Below are 17,264 nucleotides of genomic sequence, written 5' to 3' on the forward strand. Positions count from 1 at the left end.
GGTCGGCTCCTCCCGGAAAATGGGCCTCGTTATTCGAGACCCTGAAAATAGGCGGCAAGTGCGGCAATCTCTGCGTCGTTCAGGCGGCCCGCCACCATCTGCATCACGGGATGCGGGCGCAGCTTGGCCTTGTAGGCATGCATCGCGACGACGAAATTCTTGGTCGGCCATCCGGTGATGGATGGTATGCCCTGCGCGCTGCCATCGGCCTGATGGCAGGTCACGCATTCATTCGACAGATACGCGCCATAGTCCGGGTCGCCCTCAAGCGCGAGGATCTCCGGATCCAGATCATGGCCGGTTCCGCGCGCAGTCGCTTCGATCTCAGGACATCCGGTGCAGGTGGCAGCGACGTCTGCCCCGGCATCTGCAAACCCGTCGGCAAGGGCTGTGCCTGCCGCAAGGACCGCGGCCAGGGCAGCAGGGGGCGCTGGCACACGGGCGGTCACTTGGGATGGCTCGCCAGGTAGGCGGCGATCGCGTCCAGATCCTCGTCCTTGGGCAATCCGGCAAAGCTCATCTTCGTGCCTTGCATGAACCCCATGGGATCCCCCAGAAATGCCCTGAGGGCCGCTGCGTCCCAGACCAGCCCTTCATCGGCCATGTCGGTCAGCGCATTGGAGTATTTGAACCCCTCCACCTGCCCTGCGGGCTGGCCCACTATGCCGGTCAGGACAGGCCCGACGCGGTTTTTCGCCCCATCACCTATCTGGTGGCATGCCTTGCACTTGCGGAAAACCTTTTCGCCTGCCGACACCAGTTCGGGGTTCGGGGCGGCTATTTGCTCCTCGGCTGTATCCTCTCCGGGGGCGTCTTGCGATGGGGTAGCGGCCTCCTCCTCGCCTGTGGGCGTTACATCCAGAACCATGGCGCGCATGGTGACGTCGACGTTGTCCTTGCAGTTTTCCATGCAAGGCGCGCCACTCCATATCGCATACTCGGTTTCGGCCCGGTCATCGACATGGAATCCGCCCGCGTTCGGCAGCGCGAAATCGCCAAACGTCTCATCAGACAGCACAAAGTCATCGTCCACCAGATCGTTGGAATAGAGGATATAGGCGACAAGCGCATAGACCTCGTCCGGCTGCAGCGACTGGGCATTGCCGTAGGGCATCGACCGGTTGACGTAGTCCCAGACGGTCGAAAGATGGGGCCAATAGCTGCCCACGGTTTTCACCGGGTCGTCACGGTTCAGCGTGCCCCTGCCGCCTGCCAGCTTTGGCCAATTATCCAGACCTTCGGCAAAATCGCCATGGCACGAGGCGCATTTGTCGGCGAAAATCTCTTCGCCGGTGAACGCATCACCGGACCCGGCGGGCAGGCCTGCGCCACCCGGACGCACGTCGATGTTCCATGCGGCGATTTCCTCGGGCAGGGCGTCACGGCCCAGTCCCAGACCCTCGGCATAGGCAGAACTGCCAAGCAACACCAGCGATGCGGCGATCCTAAGAAACTTCGACATTTTCCGCCTCCCCGTTCGGGCGCACCCACCATGTCTGGATCCCGTTGTTGTGGTAGATCGAATTCAGCCCGCGCACCTCGCGCAGCTGCGTTTTCGTGGGCTGCACATAGCCGGTGTCGTCCATGGCACGGCTTTGCAAAAGCATCTCTTCTCCGTCCCAGTCGGTATCGAGGTAAAAACGCGTCAGCGCCATTTTCTCGCCGGGTTTGGCCAGTCGCGCGGTCTGCCATGTCTTGCCGCCGTCCCTGGACACATCGACGCGGGTGATCGCGCCGCGCCCCGACCAGGCAAGCCCGGTGATGACCAGCGGCCCCGTGCCATGGGTGATCGGCGCCTGCGGGCTGGGCGAGGTGACGACGGATTTCGCATCCATCGCCCATGTCCATTTGCGCGACGTGCCGTCGGCCATCGTGTCGGTATATTTCGAGGTCTCCTCGCGGCTCTCGACGGGGCCATCCATGACCTCGATCCGGCGGATCCACTTGATCCACATGTTGCCTTCCCAGCCCGGCACGACGAGGCGCACAGGATAGCCATGTTCCTTGCGCAGCGCCTCGCCATTGGCCTTGAAGGCGATCAGGCAATTATCCAGCGCCTTCTCCATCGGGATCGAGCGGCCGTTCGAGGACGCATCGGCGCCCTCGACAAACACCCACTTGTCCGATAGATCGCCTGCCGCATTCAGCCCCGCCTCCTCAAGGATCGTGCGCAGGGGCACGCCGGTATATTCCATGTTGTGGATCATGCCATGGGTGAACTGCGCGCCGTTTAGCTGCGCGCCGGCCCATTCCATGCCACTATTGGCGGCACATTCGCAGAAATAGACGTGGTTTTCGCGCGGGAAACGCTCCAGATCAGCGTAGGTGAACACCAGCGGGCGATCGACGAGGCCGTTGATCATCAGGCGGTAGTCCTGCTTGCTCAGCTCGATCGCGCCGGAATGATGCCGCTCGAACGCGCAGCCCTGCGGCGTGATGGTGCCGTCCAGCGCGTGGATTGGCGTGAAGTTGATCGAGCTGATCGTGTCCGCCGTCAGCCATTCGACATTGCGGCGGATTACATCATCCTCGAACCGAATGGGCAGGCCGTAGGGGGTGGCGTCGACCGGATCGCCAAAGCCGCTGGCCCAAGGCTGCACCTCGGTGATCAGGGGGTCCGGCGTGGCGGCGCGGGCGGCGCCCCCCGCGATCAGGGCCGTTCCGGCGGCAGCGCCGCGCAGGAAATTCCGGCGTGAGGGTCCGCGCTGCATTGCTTGCTCCGGTTTCTGTGTCTTGTCACTCATAGGCCGACCACCTCGACGCTGTTGTTTTCGGGGGCGCTTACGGTGCCTTGCTTGCGAATATGCGCCTCGACCACGTCCCAGATCGGCGGGCCTTCGGTGCCCTCATTGACAGAGGCCCATCCGGCGACCTGATAGGTCTTGGCCGGGTCGATCTGTTCGCCGGTTTTCAGCAGGGTCATGTTGCTGATGCGGCTGCCCTGCGGTTTCGAGATGTCGATCCGGTAGCCCAGACCGCCAGTGCGCACCATGTCGCCGCCCTGTTGGTAATAGGGGTCAGGGTTGAACAGGTTGTCGGCCACGTCCTCCAGCACGATATGCAGGTATTCGCCCGTCATTTCCGTGCGATAGGCTGCAGGGTAGGACATCGAGGTGACTCCCCAGATATCCTCGCGGGTGATGTCCTGACCGGGCAGGAGAGACGGCCCCCAGCGCACGCCGGGGCTGAGCGCGATGTCGGCCTCGCGCTCGGACAGCAGCGCGTCGCAAATCACGTCGTCCCACGTGCCGTTGAAATTGCCGCGCCGGTAGAGCAGGCTGTCGGTCTTGCCGATCACTTCGGCCAGCGCCTCCTCATGGGGCGCGCGGACCTCGTCAATGACGGCGGCAACCTCGGGGTCGGGCGTGATGACGTCCGACAGGATCGGGATCAGTTTGTGACGGAACCCCATCATGCGCCCGTCGCGCACATCCAGATCGACGCGGCTGGCGAATTTGCCGTTGGACCCCGACGCGACGATGATCGTCTCGCCGACCAGCACAGGCTCGGGCAGGGCATCGTGGGTGTGGCCCGACAGGATCACGTCGATGCCGGTGACGATGCCGGCCATCTTCTTGTCCACGTCAAAGCCATTGTGGCTGAGGCAGAGGACCAGTTCGGCGCCCTTGCTGCGGACCTCATCGACCATCTGCTGCATATGTTCGTCGCGGATACCAAAGGAGTATTCGGGGAACATCCAGCCCGGATTGGCGATCGGCATATAGGGGAACGCCTGCCCGATCACGGCGATCTGCACGCCGCCGCGCTCGAACATCTTGTAGGGGGGGAACAGTTCGGCCGGCTCGTCCCATTCGGCGTCGAAAATGTTCTGGCCCAGCGCGGCAAAGGGCAGCCCCTCGACGATCTCGGCCACCCTTTCGGACCCCAGCGTGAATTCCCAGTGGAATGTCATCGCGTCGGGTTTCAGCGCGTTCATCACGGTGACCATATCCTGGCCTTCGGTGTGATGGCAGGTATAGCTGCCGTGCCACGTGTCGCCGCCATCCAGCAGCAGCGCGTCGGGCCGGTCGGCACGGATCTGGTTGATGACGGTCGCGACGCGGTCCAGCCCGCCAACGCGGCCATAGCCCTTGGCCAGTGCAGTGAAATCGCCCGAGGACAGCGCGTAATGGGCATAAGATCCGTCATCGATACCGTACATGCGGCGGAAATCAGCGCCGGTGACATGCGGCACCTCGCCCTTGTTCGGGCCGACACCCAGGTTGACTGAAGGCTCGCGGAAATAGATCGGCTTTAGCTGTGCGTGAATGTCGGTGATATGGATCAGCGAGACATTCCCGAAACTGTCGAACTCCAGCAACTGGTCCTGTGTCAGGGCCTGCTGCGCGGCGATGCGCGCCCACTGCCCGAAACCGGACGCCCCCAGGATCGCGCTGGCCGCCATGCTGGTCTGAAGAAAATCGCGCCGGGATATCATATGCGTGTTCCTGAATGTAGGAAGGTGAAAAAACCCCGCACGAATACCGTGCGGGGTCTTTTGGATCAGTTGCGGACGGACGGACCTTCGACGCCCAGCCCATTGCCGCGCGTTGCGACATACAGCTCGAGCGCGACGAACTCGGGGCTGCCGGGGGCGAAGGTTTCGGCGCGGGTGTCGCGCACGCAGCCCTTGAACCGTGCATGCGCCGCGTTCAGTTTGGTGTTTTTCAGCCGGTAGACGGGAAAACCGTTGATCTGGCCTTGGCTCAGGTGGTCGGCGCGGATCATCTTGCCATTATTCTGCTCATGGCAGGACGCGCACGCCAGTTCGAGCTGGCCAAAGCGCGTATAGTACAGCTCCTTGCCCTGCTCCCATGTCGATTGCGCCGGGCCGTCTGAGGCCACGTTGACAGGCATGCCGCGCGAAACAGAGGCGATCAGCGCGGTCATGTTGACCATGTCGCCGCCAGTGTACTTCCATGGCTCCGCGCCCATGCGGTTTTCGCGGCAGTCGTTGATCTGCATTTCCATGGTGCGGACCTCGCCTGCCTCCTCGTTCCACTTGGGATAGACGGGGCGCACACCGGCCATGTCTTCGGACGCGCCGTGGCAATCGGCGCAGGATTTGCCCTCCGAGCCTTCGGCCGTGTTCCAGACATCCTCGGCCTGTTCGACAAAGATCATGCCGGGGTTGTCAAAATCGTCCGCCTGCATGGCGCGGGTTTCGTCCCCGCGGTAATGCCAGCCCGAAATCACCTCGTCCAACACGTCCGACACGGCAGGCGGCGCGTCCGTTCGGGTCACGATGGTCATTTCCTCATTCAGGACAAGGGTATCATCCACCGGGTCTGCCGAGGCCAGCGTTGCGGCCATGAGGCCGGCGGTAAGGGTGACGGTCAGTCGTTTCATCCTTGTCCCTCCCAAGACAATTGGCTCATTCGACGGTGATCTTCTTGCTTTCTTCGTAGACCGATCCGTCATCGTCGTACCATGTGAACTTGAATTCACCCGACGCGGGTACGATTGCCTCGAACTCCATATACGGATTGGTCGAAATTGCCGGTTCCAGCACCACATCAACGACGTTCTCGCCATTGAAATCGCAGGTGAAACGGTTGATGATCGAGCGTGGAATGACGTTGCCGTCGCTGTCCTTGCGCTGACCGGATTCCATCTTGTGGCTGATCAGCGTCTTGATGGTGATCGCCTCGCCTGCCGATGCTGTCTTGGGGACTTTGACGCGGGGTTTTACGCCTTCTGCCATGACTTTAACTCCTTTTAGCCGCCGCAGCCGCCGATTGTGACCTTGACCGTCGTGGACGCCTTGACGAACGAGCCGTCCTGAAGTTTGGCGATGGCAATCACGTCCTGCGTCCCGGCAAGGCGGATGCGGGTCGACGCGGCGCGCGAGGCGGCCAGCGGCCCGAACTTGAATGTCGCCACTGCGGGCGTGGGGTTGCCAAGGGCCAGCACCATGATCTCGACCGCGCTGTCCGAAGACACCTCGATCGGAACGGTGTTGCCGTTTTCGGCGATCTCGGGTGCGGTCAGCGTTATGTCGCCCTCGCCCACCTCGGCGCCGCCGGTGAAGGCCGCGATCGCCTCGTCGCCCGTCGCTGCGGCAGCGGCGGACAGGGGAATGCCCGCCATAAGGGCGGCGCCGACCCCCATCAAAATTGCATCGCGTCGTGTCAGTTGCATCTATGAACCTCCAAAAGGCCCGCGCGGGCCGTTAGTCTGTCGGGGTGGTCAGGACTCCTTGAGCGTGACCAGATAGGCCACCACATCCTCGATCTGCTGCGCGTTCAGAAGCGGGCCGAACGTGTCATCCGCCGCCGTGCCGGTGTAGGCCTTGCCGGGGCGGATGAAACCGTCGACCTTGTAAAAGGACGGCATCAGGCTTTGATCGAACGTCAGTTTGGCGTTGGATACGATGCCGCGCAGCTGCGCCTCGCTCCACCGGTCGCCGGCGCCATCCAGCGCCGGGCCAATCTCACCCTGAAAGGGAATATCGGGCATTTCGCTGATCTGGTGGCAGGCGATGCAGTTGCCCAGCCCCTTGCTGCCGACGATCGTGCGCCCGTTCGCCGCATCGCCCGGAGCGCCGGTCAACGACGTTTCGATGCTGCCATCGACATAGGCCACATCGGATGGCGCTGTCTCAGCGGCGATGGCGGCACCTGTCGATGCGGCAAAGGCCAGTATCATGAGGATTTTGCGTTCCATGCGTCCTCCCAAACACATTCAAGTCTTGGCATACCCTAGAATGCGAAGCCGTTAGCAAGCAAGAACAAGTTCAGAAATATGAATTTGAGGTGACGTCAATCGGTCGTGCCGTCCTGCCGTTCCTGTATGCGTCGCGCGTGATAACGCTGAAAATCCTCATCGAAATCAGCGCCGTAACGTTTTTCATTTACCCATGTGAACATATCCAGCGTGGTGCCGGCCCCGAATGCGCCCGGCATCAGCGCAACCGCCGCACTCTGGGCCGTTGCGCCTGCCTCGACCTCTTCGGGCAGGAACAGAATCGACGGGGTGAACAGCAGGCCCCATTTGCGCGCCGCCTGCTTTTCGCTCAGCGTCTCGCCGTCGAAATCGGTCAGTTCGGTGTCGCCGTGCAGATTGACCTGCACGACAAAGAAATTGTCGCGGATGTAGCTGGCCACATTCGCGCGCGAGAAGACCTCCTCGTGCATCTTTGTGCAGTAAATGCAGCCGCGCTGCTCGACCATGACGACCAGTCGCTTGCCCTCGGCGTTTGCCTCGGCCAGATCCTCGGTCAGGTCCTTGAAGGTGTCGCGCATCCAGTCCTGCTTGTGCAGGCCGTCATCGCCTATCGTGGCAGCCATGACGAAGGCAGGCAGGAGGGTCAGGATGAGGGTGGCAAACAGGCGTTTCATGGCAAATTCTCCCTATATGTTCTGAAAGGCGGGGAAGGTTTCCAGCATCCACTGCGCGATGTAGTTGACGCTGTCGGTAGCGATCAGACCGGCAAACAGGATCATCAGCAGGCCCATCGCCTTTTCGACCTTGGGCAGATGGCGGCGGAACCTGGAGGCGAATTTCAGAAAGGGCCCGATGAACAGCGACGCCACGACAAAGGGCGCGGTCATCGCGACGCCAAAGACCAGCAGCAGGACCAACCCGCGCTGGGCGGTCGCCTCGGTGCTGGCGGTGAAAATAACCGCCGTCAGCACGCCGCCGACGCAGGGCGTCCACCCGGCAGCAAAGGCAAAGCCGACCACATAGGCACCCAAGACGGACATGTTCTGCGTATTTCCGGCGTCCATCTGAAAGGCCCGGTTCAGAAACCCGATCCGAAAGACGCCCAGAAAATGCAGGCCCATTACCAGCACCACCAGCGCGGCGAACAGACGGAATTCGGTCTGCATCCCGCGAAAGGTCTGGCTCAGCCCATAGGCGGCGGCGCCCAGCAGGACAAAGACGGTGATGATCCCCAGCGAGAACATGACAGACGCCAGAAACGCCCGCAGACGAACGCCCGGGGCCAGCGCGCCTTCGGCGCTGATTTCGGACATCGACGCGCCGGCCATGTAGCTCAGATAGAACGGCACGATCGGCAGGATGCAGGGCGAAAAGAACACGATCAGACCGCCCAGAAACGCGCCCATCAGGGAAACATCGAACATGGCAATTGCTCCGGCGCTTGTGCGGGTTACATATTCACGATATTCTATATTTTCTTGATCCGTCAATCGGAACTCCTATGAAGCGTTTGGCTCTGGTCCTCTTTCTGGGGTTCGTTCCCCCGTCGGCGACGGCGGCCGATCTTGTCATGGTCGAGCAAACGGGCTGTCACTGGTGTGCGCAGTGGAACGCCGAAATCGCGCATATCTATCCGAACACCGTCGAAGGCATGCGCGCGCCGCTGCGCCGTGTTGATTTGCGCGATCTGCCGGGGGACATCGAATTCATCTCGCGCCCGGTCTTTACACCGACCTTCGTGCTGGTCGAAAACGGGCAAGAACTGGGCCGGGTCGAAGGCTATGCCGGGCACGAATTCTTCTGGTTTTTGCTGGGCAAGCTGCTGGACGATAACGACGTGAAAGCAGCCAGCGCGCCCTGAGCCTGCTTGCATCTGCGACATTTCAGTAGAATTGCCATTCGGGTGCGCAGACGTTAATCAAGCCGGAAAAACACGGATTATCAGCCGAAATGTCATTGCCTGTCATCACGAACGACATGTCCGACGCCGAGATCGAGCGGATGATGCGAAACGCCCGCAACGCAGCGCAATTCCTCAAGGCGATCAGCCATGAAGGCCGCCTGATGATCCTGTGCCATCTGGCCACGGGCGAGAAATCGGTGACCGAGCTGGAAAGGCTGCTATCGTCGCGCCAGGCGGCGGTGTCGCAGCAATTGTCGCGGCTGCGCAGTGAAGGGCTGGTTTCCCCGCGCCGCGAGGGCAAGGCGATCTACTACAGTTTGACAGATCCGCGCGCCGTTCAGATACTCGATGTTGTCTACGATCTGTTCTGCAAGGACGGATAACCCGACGCCCGGTGACACCATCCCGGATGCGATGATGCTGGCCATCATCGGTCTGTGCGGTGCCTTTGCCGGTAGGCCTGTTCTTCGACGAAAGCATCGTTCCTAGCTGGAGTTCAGGTCGCGGTCATCGACGGCCTCTCGCATCCATTGTTGCAGCGCGTACACCGAGTGTTCAGAGTTCAGCCCGCAGGCCGGGTCCAGAACCAGCGGACCGGGCTTGTAGCCGCGGCTTTGCAGGCCGCGATACACGCTTTCGACCAGATGGATATCCTCTTCTACGGTGGTCGCGCGGTCCTGAATTGCCAGTCGGCGGATCACGTCGCTGTCTTCGCCGCGTGGTGTGAACCAGCCGCGCCAGACGGTGCATTGATCCACATCATGCGCGCGCCAGTGATAGGTGTTCAGCAGGTTGCCCGGATAGATCTGGAACGAAAACATCGGCCACAGGAACAGGCTGCGGTACTCGCCCGCATGGGGTTTGGACAGGTCGATATCGTAGGTCATTGCGTCCAGCGACTGGCATTGGGTCGTATGGCGCAGCACATGGCCCCGTTCTGAAGGCTGGATGTCATATGTCTCGGGTTTGATGACGCCGGTCGCAAAGGTCGGGTGATTCAGCGAGCAATGGTAGCATTCCGAGTAATTCTCGATCGAGACTTTCCAGTTGCACTGCTCGGGGATCTCGACCCATTCCAGTGGCTCCAGTGCGTCGATATCGGGCACATAGTCGCCCAGTTCGGCGCGCACGCCCGGATACCACTCCTCCATCGGCGCGGCGTCCTCGTCGAGATTGACAAAGATGAATCCATGCATGTTTTCGGTGCGCACCGGCGTCAGGGAAATTTCGCTGCGATCAAACCCAGGTACGGATTTGATATTGGGGCCGGCGCGCAATTCGCCCGTCATCTCGTAGGTCCACGCATGGTAGGGGCAGACCACGACCCGCGTGGTGCCCGCGCCGCTGACCAGCTGATGGGCGCGGTGCTGGCAGACGTTGTAGAATGTCCGCAGAACATCGTCGCGGCCCCGGATGCAGAACAGGCTTTCTCCGGCCAGGTCAAAGCTGAAATAGTCGCCCGCGCCCCGGACCTGGCTTTCATGGCCGGCAAATTGCCACGTGCGGGCCAGCAGGCCTTGGCGCTCGTTGGCGAAAATTGCGGGGTCGGTGTAATAGCGCGCCTCCAGCGAACGGGCCGGGGTGGGCGCGTCCTGAACCGTCATGAGTGCCAATCCTTATCCTCGACATAGATCCCCAAAGCCTGCCGCTGCGCGTGATAGGCATCGACCGAGGTAACGGCATCTTCACCAGCCTCGGCGATGATGAAGGCAATCAGAACCTCGAAAAACGCGCTGAGCGCAATTGTCGAGATGAAGAACTGCGGCGTGTCCGTCGGCACGACAAAGCGGTGCTGCGCGTCGACCATGATCGGACAGGCAAGGCTGTCGGAGATGGCGATGACCTGCACGCCCTGCGCACGTGCCACGGCGACCGCCTCGACGATCTCGCGGCGGTAGGGGCGAAAGGTCATGGCGATCAGGATGTCACGGCTGCCTGCGCGCGCGATGCCATCCACCGGCAGCGTGCCGCCTTGGGGCAGGGCGCGCACGCCGTCGATGGCCATTCCGGCGAGATAGGCAAAGTTCCGGGCGACGGCATTATTCACCCCGACCCCCAGCACATAACAGCGCCGCGCGGCGACGATGTCGCGGGCTGCGGCCTCGATCAGGTGATGGTCGGTCGCGGCGAACAGGCTCTCGATGTTGTCGATGGCCGATTCCGCGCTGGCGGCATAAAGCGCGCCCATCTCGCCGCGCTGCGCCAGCGATTGCAGCCAACGGGCGCGGTCGGGATAGGTTTCGCGGCCCTGCCGGATCTCGTCGCGGAACACTTCGCGAAACGCCTCGTAGCTGTCCATGCCAAGGGCGCGGGACAAACGTACCAGAGTGTTCGGCTTGACCTCTGCCTTGGTAGCAAGCTGGCGGATCGAGCAGACGCCGATCTCATAGGGGTTTTCCAGCAGGAAATCTGCAATTTTCCTTAGTTCAGGCGTCAGGTCCAAGCGCCCGGACTGAAGCGTTTCGAGAAGGTCGGCTGGCGTGGCGGGCGAGGGAACATTTGTTTTATTCATATTGACGATGCTACATTTGTCTTTTACGCTTGTCCATGCAAAACATTTGTTTCAAGGCGATCTTCGCATGGTTCCATCTCACGCCCGTGTGGTCATCATTGGCGGCGGCATCATGGGCTGCGGCCTTGCCTACCACCTTGCGCACGAGGGCTGGAGCGACGTGGTGCTGCTGGAGAAGGCCGAACTGACAAGCGGGTCCACGTGGCACGCGGCGGGGCAGATCACCCATTCGACCTCCAGCTTCGCCTTGGGCACATGCGTTGGCTACAACATCAATCTCTATTCCCGCGTGCTGGAGAAGGAGACCGGCCAATCCGTCACCTGGCATGGCTGTGGATCGCTGCGGCTGGCCTATACCGAGGACGAGGTGGACTGGCTGCATCAGACGATTTCGGTCGGCAAGGGTTTGGGGTTCCCGATGGGGTTGGTCGGGCCGGAACAGATCCGCGAACTGCATCCCTTCTATAATCTGGACGGCGTCAGGGCGGCCCTGCATACGCCCGACGATGGCCATGTCGATCCGGCGGGCGCGGCGCTTGCGCTGGCCAAGGGTGCGCGGCAACTCGGGGTGCGGATCATCCGCCAATGCCGCGCCATGAATGTGACGCAGGCCGCAAGCGGTGAATGGCTGGTCGAGACCGAAGCGGGCGGTATCACCTGTGAACATGTGGTCAACGCCGGCGGCACCTACGCGCGGCAGATGGCGCTGTGGTCCGGTTACGACCTGCCGGCAACGTCGATGACGCATCACTACCTGATCACCGATACCGTTCCGGAGTTTCAGGATCTGGACAAAGAACTGCCCGTCGTGCGCGATGACCGGCTGGTGTCGGGCTACATTAGAATGGAGCAGAAATCGGGCCTGATCGGCATCTACGAGAAGGCCAACCCCAACACCGTCTGGGAGGATCACTGCCCTTGGGACGCCGAGCACGAGCTGTTCGAGCCAGATTATGACCGCATCATGCCATGGCTGGAAAGCGCGATGGGCCGGATGCCTGTGCTGGCGGATCTGGGCATCAAACGCGCCGTGCATGGCGCGATCAGCCATCCGCCCGATGGCAATCCGCTGATCGGCCCGGCGCCCGGCCTGCGCAATTACTGGTGCTGCTGCGGCACGCAGATCGGCATCGGCTGGGGGCCGGGCCTGACCCGCGAGCTGGCCCGCTGGATGGTGCATGGCGCGTCCGACATCAACATGCGCGAATTCGATCCGCGCCGGTTCGGCCCCTATGCGGATCAGAAATTCCAGATCGCCAAGGCCAAGGAGGATTACCTTCTGCGCCACGAAATCCCCTTTCCGCATTTCAACCGGCTGGTCGGCCGCCCGGTGAAACCCTCGCCGCTCCACGACGCGCTCAAATCCGAGGGCGCGGTGTTTGAGGAAGTGTGCGGCCATGAGCGCCCGCGCTGGTTTGCGCCGGGCGGCACGGAGGCGCGCGACATCTACGGCTTTCGGCGCACCGCGCTGCACAACATCATCGGCGCCGAGGTGCGCGCCGTGCGCGAGCGGGCGGGGACCATGGATATATCTGCCTTCGCCAAGGTAGAGGTATCCGGCCCGGACGCGGCAGCCTTCCTTGATGCGCTGGTGCCCAACCGCCTGCCGTCCGGGCCGGGGCGCATCGCGCTGACCCATCTGCTGACCGAAAAAGGCCGGATCGAGCTGGAAATGACCATTGTCCGACTGACCGCAGACAGGTTCTATCTGGTCTGCGCTGCGTTTTTCGAGCGGCGGCTGCTGGACTACCTGACCTTTGCGCACCAAGGCGAGGGCATCACCATCATCAACCGCTCCGCCGACTGGGGCGCGTTCACGCTGAACGGGCCGCGCGCGCGCGAAATCCTGTCGGCCTGCACCGGCGCGGAGCTCACGAATGCCGGTTTCAAATGGATGACGGCGCAGGAGATCACTATCGCAGGCCATAAACTCTGGGCGTTCCGCATGTCCTATGCCGGTGAGCTGGGCTGGGAATTCCACGGCCCGCCTGACGCGATCCTCGGCGCGTTCCTGGCTGTGAAGGCGGCGGGCAAGGCGTATGGCGTCGCCAATTACGGATCCTTCGCGATGAATGCGATGCGGATGGAGAAGGGGTTCAAGGGCGCGGGCGAATTGACCAACGAAGTGACACTGCCCGAGGCCGATGTGATGCGGTTTGTGCGCATGGACAAGGCGTTTCGCGGCAAGGCCGCGACCGAGATCGCGCTGGCAAAACCGCTGCGCTGGATCTGCACATATCTGGAAGTCGACGGCGACGGGACATCCGACGGTAATGGCGGCGAGGCGGTACTGTCGAATGGCAGGCAGGTCGGCACCGTCAGTTCCATCGCCTACGGCCACGGCATCGGCAAACTACTTGCCTTTGCCTATGTGAAGGCAGATCACGCCGCGCCCGGCTCGGAACTGGAGGTTGTCATCATGGGCGCGCCGCGTAGGGCCACAATCCTGACGGCCCCGGCCCATGACGCCGAAAACCTGCGGCCCCGCGCCGATGCACAGGAGGCAGCAGCACAATGAGCGACACCATGAAAGCAAGGGTGCTGACCGGGCATGGGGGCTTGGACAAATATGACTGGCACGAGGATTGGCCGAAACCCGAACCGGGCCCGATGGAGGCGCCGATCCGCGTGGATGCCTTCGGGCTGAACAACACCGACGTCAACACGCGCTCGGGCTGGTATTCCAAGACCGTCAGCGAGGCGACCACCGGCGGCGCTTATGCGACAGTGGCCCAGGATGACCCGACAGGGGGCGGCGCACCGATCACCTTTCCGCGCATTCAGGGCGCCGATGCGGTGGGCGAAGTCGTCGCCGTGAGCGCGGGGGCGGCTCCCGCACTGATCGGCAGCCGCGTCATGATCAACGGCTGGCTGCGCGACTGGTCCGATCCGCAAAACATGGACAAGGCGACCTATTTCGGCTCGGAAATCGATGGTGGTTTTACAGTCTTCACCAAGACCGACGTGCGCAACATGGCGGTCGTGGCCTCCGATCTGAGCGATGCGAAACTGGCGACCTTCACGTGCTCCTACTCGACCGCAGAAGGCATGCTGTCGCGCGCGAATGTCACGGCCGCCGACACCGTTCTTGTGCCCGGCGCATCGGGCGGTGTGGGCGGTACGCTGGTCCATCTGGCCAAGCTGCGCGGCGCGCGAGTGATCGCCATGGCATCGGACGCGAAACATGGTGATGTGGCCACGCTTGGCCCTGATCACATCCTGCCGCGCGCGCGGCGCGGGAGGGCGACAAGGTGAGTGTCGTGGCCGATATCGTTGGCGGGCCGTATCGGTCGACGCTCGTGGACATATTGGAGCGCGGCGGGCGCTACACTTGCTCGGGGGCGATTGCGGGACCGATGGTGACGCCGGACCTGCGCCCCCTTTATCTGCGCGATCTGACCCTTACCGGTTCTACCGTCATCCCGCTTGATGTTTTTGACAGGCTTATGGGGTATATTGAAGGCGGTGAAATCAGGCCGGTCCTTGCCGCCACGTATCCGCTGTGCGACCTTCGCGAGGCGCAGCAGGCGTTCATCGACAAGCAGTACACCGGCAATATCGTGGTGCAGCCATGAGCGATGCTTTGGACAGGTTGGAGGCAGCGGTCGCTGATCTGGTTCTGGCGACGCCCGCCTTGCGCGAATTTGTCGACTGGCCCGATTGCCCCAACCGGCACGCGCTGGAGCCGCTTGCGATTCCAGCGATTCCCTTGATCGAGGGAATGACCGCTGCGGCGTCGCCCCGGACCGTGCACGTCGTTGATGCGGTCAAGGTAGCGGCCCCTCTGGCGCATTGGCAGCAGACCTATACCGTGGCTGAGGTCGGGCGCGATTTTTTGAACCGATATGGCTGGTTCGAGTTGCTCGGGCCGACCGGGCATTTCCGGTCCGTCAGCATGCGCGCCTATATCGCATGGTGGGGCGAGGGGCTTCATTATGCGATGCACCTGCATGAGGCCGAGGAGTTTTACTATATTCTCGCCGGGGCCGCCGAATTTCACGCCGAGGGGCAGCCTTCGGCCATACTCGGCTCTGAACACAACCGGCACCACGCGTCCAATCAACCCCATGCAATGGATACCCACGGCGCGCCGGTGCTGACACTGGTTCTGTGGCGCGGGGCCGGTCTTGGCGGTTCTGCGAGGATGGGCACGGAATGAAAATTACCCGCATCACTGTCTGGGCGCTGGATCTGCCGCTGACGCAGCCCTACTGGCTGTCGGGCGGGCGGCTGAAATTCGAATGCCTCGACAGCACATTCGTGCGGATTGACACCGACGCGGGCGTCAGTGGCTGGGGCGAGGTCTGCCCGATCCCGCATTACCTGCCCGCATACGCGCAAGGCGTGCGTCCGGCGCTGATCGGGGGGGACCCGCTGGGGGCAGAGGCACTGATGACACGCGCGGATGCCTGGCTGCAAGGGCATGTCTGTGCCAAGTCGGCGCTGGATATCGCGCTTTGGGATATACCGGCAAGGTGGCGGGCCTGCCGTTGTATCATTCGATCAGCTGTGTTGCACCGGACGAGATCGCGCGCATGGCGCGCGAGGCGAAGGCCGAGGGCATGACCCAGTTTCAGGTCAAGCTGGGCGCTGATGGCGACTGGCAGTGCGATGTCGCCCGGCTGTCGCTGGTGCGCGCGGCGGGCGACGCGGGTGGGCCGCGCGGCAGTGCGCGCTGCCACTGGCCTGCCGATCAAGGTCGATGAGAATGGGCATGACACGGCGTCGCTGTTGCGGGCGCATGAACTGGGCTGCATGGATGCGGTGGCGCTGAAGCTGTCGAAATTCAGCGGGCCGCATCCCCCCACCCGAAGGCCCCGGTCTGGGCGTGACACCAGATGCTGAACCGCTTGGCCACGCTGTGGCCATCATAGATTAGGAAACCGCCATGCCCGACCAAACCGCAATGGAGACCTGGGCAACGCGCGCCCGCACCGTGCTGCCTGCCGGGGGCCTTGGTAATTTCGATCCGTCGCTTTTCATCCAGCGCGGCAAGGGCAGTCGCGTCTGGGACGAGGACGGGCGCGAATATATCGACTACCTGATCGGCTCAGGTCCGATGCTTCTGGGTCACGGCCACCCCGAGGTGCTGGAGGCCGTGGCCGAGCAACTGCAAAAGGGCATGACGTTCTTTGCCAACAACGCCCCCGCAGTGCAGCTGGCCGAGGAAATCTGCGACGCCGTGGCCTGCGCCGATCAGGTGCGGTTTCTGGCGTCGGGGGGCGAGGCGGATATGTATGCGATGCGCCTTGCGCGCGCCTGTACGGGGCGCGACAAGATCCTGAAATTCGAGGGCGGCTATCACGGCATGTCGGCCGAGGCGCAGATGAGTCTTGCGCCGTCGCGCCTTGTGAATTTCCCCCAAGCCGTGCCCGACAGCGCCGGCATCCCCGAGGCGGTGCGCGGTGAAATGCTGATCGCGCCGTTCAACGATCCGGGCTACCTTGAGAGCCTGCTGGCCGAATATGGCGACCAGATCGCCGGTCTCATCGTCGAGCCGCTCCAGCGGATCATCCCGCCTGCGCCGGGGTTTCTACAGGCGGTGCGGGATCTGTGCGATCGCTATGGCATCGTGTTGATTTTTGATGAGGTCGTGACCGGCTTCCGCTTTGCCTATGGCGGCGCGCAAGAGGCGTATGGCGTGACGCCTGACTTGTGCACATTGGGTAAGGTCATCGGCGGTGGGTTCCCCCTTGCGGCGGTCGCGGGGCGCAAGGATATCATGGATCATTTCGACAAGGGCCGCGTCGGCGCCGAGCGCTGGCTGATGATGCTGGGCACGCTATCGGGCAATCCGGTGGCGGCGGTGGCGGGGCTGAAAACGATGGAAATCCTGCGCCGCGAGGGCGCCTATGACCGCCTGAAGGCGAATGGTGCGCGCGTGATGGGGCTTTACCGCAAACATCTGGAGGCGGCAGGCATCGCGCACCGGATCGTTGGCCATGAGACATTGTTCGACGTGGTTTTCACCGGGCACGAGGTGCGCAGCTATCGCGATGTCGTGGGCGCGGATGCTGCCAAAATCGCGCGTTTCAACGCGGTGTTGCGCGAGAACGGCATCTTTAAATCGCCCGGCAAGACCTATCCGCATCTGGCCCTGACCGAAGAGGATTTCGAGATGACGAACGCAGCGATTGCCAAGGCGGCCGAGGCCGTGACGGCAGAGTGATCTGACTGCGCCCC

The 17,264-nt window shown here is 62.6% G+C and carries 20 protein-coding genes and 1 pseudogene; 9 read left to right on the plus strand and 12 right to left on the minus strand.

What is annotated here, in order from left to right:
- Positions 1 to 29: 29 nt before the first annotated feature.
- The 10 genes and pseudogenes from FGD77_RS08570 to FGD77_RS08615 form a co-directional block, all read right to left on the minus strand.
- Positions 30 to 314 (minus strand): annotated as a pseudogene (locus FGD77_RS08570) (cytochrome c); the annotation flags it as partial.
- A 131-nt stretch (positions 315 to 445) separates the two neighbouring features.
- Positions 446 to 1,462 carry a c-type cytochrome gene (locus FGD77_RS08575; protein WP_255008515.1) on the minus strand — a complete coding sequence of 339 codons (1,017 nt, stop codon included), beginning with the start codon at positions 1,460 to 1,462 and terminating at the stop codon, positions 446 to 448.
- A complete protein-coding gene (gene soxC / locus FGD77_RS08580; protein ID WP_255008517.1) occupies positions 1,446 to 2,744 on the minus strand; it encodes a sulfite dehydrogenase in 1,299 nt (432 codons plus the stop codon). The genes FGD77_RS08575 and soxC overlap by 17 nt, the downstream gene beginning before the upstream one ends.
- Entirely contained in the window at positions 2,741 to 4,438 is a 1,698-nt protein-coding gene (gene soxB, locus FGD77_RS08585; RefSeq protein ID WP_255008520.1) for a thiosulfohydrolase SoxB, read from the minus strand. Before soxB ends, soxC begins: the two co-directional genes overlap by 4 nt.
- A gap of 65 nt (positions 4,439 to 4,503) precedes the next feature.
- Positions 4,504 to 5,349, minus strand: a complete 846-nt coding sequence (soxA, locus tag FGD77_RS08590; RefSeq protein ID WP_255008524.1) for a sulfur oxidation c-type cytochrome SoxA — start codon at positions 5,347 to 5,349, stop codon at positions 4,504 to 4,506.
- 25 nt (positions 5,350 to 5,374) lie between these two features.
- The gene (gene soxZ / locus FGD77_RS08595) at positions 5,375 to 5,704 is read right to left on the minus strand and encodes a thiosulfate oxidation carrier complex protein SoxZ (RefSeq protein ID WP_255008526.1); all 330 of its coding nucleotides are present in this window, start codon (positions 5,702 to 5,704) and stop codon (positions 5,375 to 5,377) included.
- Positions 5,705 to 5,718: 14 nt separating this feature from the next.
- Positions 5,719 to 6,141 carry a thiosulfate oxidation carrier protein SoxY gene (gene soxY / locus FGD77_RS08600; RefSeq protein WP_255008528.1) on the minus strand — a complete coding sequence of 141 codons (423 nt, stop codon included), beginning with the start codon at positions 6,139 to 6,141 and terminating at the stop codon, positions 5,719 to 5,721.
- Between the two features lie 48 nt (positions 6,142 to 6,189).
- A complete protein-coding gene (gene soxX, locus FGD77_RS08605) occupies positions 6,190 to 6,666 on the minus strand; it encodes a sulfur oxidation c-type cytochrome SoxX (protein WP_255008530.1) in 477 nt (158 codons plus the stop codon).
- Between the two features lie 95 nt (positions 6,667 to 6,761).
- Positions 6,762 to 7,340, minus strand: coding sequence for a thioredoxin family protein (locus tag FGD77_RS08610; protein ID WP_255008532.1), 579 nt, complete (start codon positions 7,338 to 7,340; stop codon positions 6,762 to 6,764).
- A 12-nt stretch (positions 7,341 to 7,352) separates the two neighbouring features.
- Positions 7,353 to 8,090, minus strand: a complete 738-nt coding sequence (locus FGD77_RS08615; protein WP_255008535.1) for a cytochrome c biogenesis CcdA family protein — start codon at positions 8,088 to 8,090, stop codon at positions 7,353 to 7,355.
- Between the two features lie 77 nt (positions 8,091 to 8,167).
- Here FGD77_RS08615 and FGD77_RS08620 point away from each other — a divergent pair, with 77 nt between their 5' ends.
- Both FGD77_RS08620 and FGD77_RS08625 read left to right on the plus strand, forming a co-directional pair.
- The gene (locus FGD77_RS08620; protein ID WP_255008538.1) at positions 8,168 to 8,527 is read left to right on the plus strand and encodes a hypothetical protein; all 360 of its coding nucleotides are present in this window, start codon (positions 8,168 to 8,170) and stop codon (positions 8,525 to 8,527) included.
- A gap of 89 nt (positions 8,528 to 8,616) precedes the next feature.
- Positions 8,617 to 8,952, plus strand: coding sequence for a helix-turn-helix transcriptional regulator (locus FGD77_RS08625; protein ID WP_255008541.1), 336 nt, complete (start codon positions 8,617 to 8,619; stop codon positions 8,950 to 8,952).
- Between the two features lie 102 nt (positions 8,953 to 9,054).
- On the opposite strand, the gene FGD77_RS08630 is transcribed toward FGD77_RS08625, so the two are convergent.
- Positions 9,055 to 10,173, minus strand: coding sequence for an aromatic ring-hydroxylating dioxygenase subunit alpha (locus FGD77_RS08630; RefSeq protein ID WP_255008543.1), 1,119 nt, complete (start codon positions 10,171 to 10,173; stop codon positions 9,055 to 9,057).
- The gene (locus FGD77_RS08635) at positions 10,170 to 11,081 is read right to left on the minus strand and encodes a MurR/RpiR family transcriptional regulator (protein ID WP_255008546.1); all 912 of its coding nucleotides are present in this window, start codon (positions 11,079 to 11,081) and stop codon (positions 10,170 to 10,172) included. Before FGD77_RS08635 ends, FGD77_RS08630 begins: the two co-directional genes overlap by 4 nt.
- 67 nt (positions 11,082 to 11,148) lie before the next feature.
- Here FGD77_RS08635 and FGD77_RS08640 point away from each other — a divergent pair, with 67 nt between their 5' ends.
- From FGD77_RS08640 to FGD77_RS08665, 7 genes are all read left to right on the plus strand, one after another.
- Positions 11,149 to 13,599, plus strand: coding sequence for an FAD-dependent oxidoreductase (locus FGD77_RS08640; RefSeq protein ID WP_255008548.1), 2,451 nt, complete (start codon positions 11,149 to 11,151; stop codon positions 13,597 to 13,599).
- Complete coding sequence (locus tag FGD77_RS08645) at positions 13,596 to 14,336, plus strand: hypothetical protein (protein ID WP_369682711.1); 741 nt, start codon at positions 13,596 to 13,598, stop codon at positions 14,334 to 14,336. The genes FGD77_RS08640 and FGD77_RS08645 overlap by 4 nt, the downstream gene beginning before the upstream one ends.
- Positions 14,337 to 14,341: 5 nt before the next feature.
- Positions 14,342 to 14,656 carry a zinc-binding dehydrogenase gene (locus FGD77_RS22430; protein ID WP_369682712.1) on the plus strand — a complete coding sequence of 105 codons (315 nt, stop codon included), beginning with the start codon at positions 14,342 to 14,344 and terminating at the stop codon, positions 14,654 to 14,656.
- On the plus strand, positions 14,653 to 15,240 hold the full coding sequence (locus FGD77_RS08650; RefSeq protein WP_255008549.1) for a dimethylsulfonioproprionate lyase family protein: 588 nt from the start codon (positions 14,653 to 14,655) through the stop codon (positions 15,238 to 15,240). Before FGD77_RS22430 ends, FGD77_RS08650 begins: the two co-directional genes overlap by 4 nt.
- A complete protein-coding gene (locus tag FGD77_RS08655) occupies positions 15,237 to 15,647 on the plus strand; it encodes a hypothetical protein (RefSeq protein WP_255008550.1) in 411 nt (136 codons plus the stop codon). The genes FGD77_RS08650 and FGD77_RS08655 overlap by 4 nt, the downstream gene beginning before the upstream one ends.
- Positions 15,644 to 15,787 (plus strand): hypothetical protein, encoded by a 144-nt coding sequence (locus tag FGD77_RS08660; protein WP_255008551.1) that lies wholly within the window; start codon positions 15,644 to 15,646, stop codon positions 15,785 to 15,787. The genes FGD77_RS08655 and FGD77_RS08660 overlap by 4 nt, the downstream gene beginning before the upstream one ends.
- 182 nt (positions 15,788 to 15,969) lie before the next feature.
- Positions 15,970 to 17,250 (plus strand): aspartate aminotransferase family protein, encoded by a 1,281-nt coding sequence (locus FGD77_RS08665; protein WP_255008552.1) that lies wholly within the window; start codon positions 15,970 to 15,972, stop codon positions 17,248 to 17,250.
- Positions 17,251 to 17,264: the final 14 nt, after the last annotated feature.

The sequence above is a fragment of the Roseovarius sp. M141 genome, from assembly GCF_024355225.1.
Lineage (GTDB): Bacteria > Pseudomonadota > Alphaproteobacteria > Rhodobacterales > Rhodobacteraceae > Roseovarius.